Here is a 253-nt window from a genome sequence, read left to right as displayed (position 1 = left end):
GAGTTTAACTGTGGGTTGGCACGACTACACTTTAATTTAATCTGTAGACTTAATTCATTGACCGAGTCTGCATTTCGTAGCGCCTCTTCGTAAGCGATTGCACCTTGATTTTATAAATCAAACAAAGCCTGATCAAAAGTCTGCATGCCTAACTCTCGTGACTTCGACATCACTTCTTTATGTTCGTGGAAATTCCCTTTAAGTATCAAGTGTGAGATAAACGGTGTATTGTGCATGTTTTCTAGTGCTGCTC

Annotated in this window: 1 pseudogene; it reads right to left on the bottom strand. The window is 39.9% G+C overall.

From position 1 onward, the window contains the following. Positions 1–253: pseudogene (locus ACG9ZB_RS17620) on the bottom strand (type IV pili twitching motility protein PilT); the annotation flags it as partial.

Source organism: Acinetobacter johnsonii (genome assembly GCF_048551975.1).
Classification (GTDB): Bacteria; Pseudomonadota; Gammaproteobacteria; order Pseudomonadales; family Moraxellaceae; genus Acinetobacter; species Acinetobacter johnsonii_A.
The sequence above is the reverse complement of the archived record's forward strand: the minus strand, read 5'-3'. Positions and strand labels throughout refer to the sequence as shown.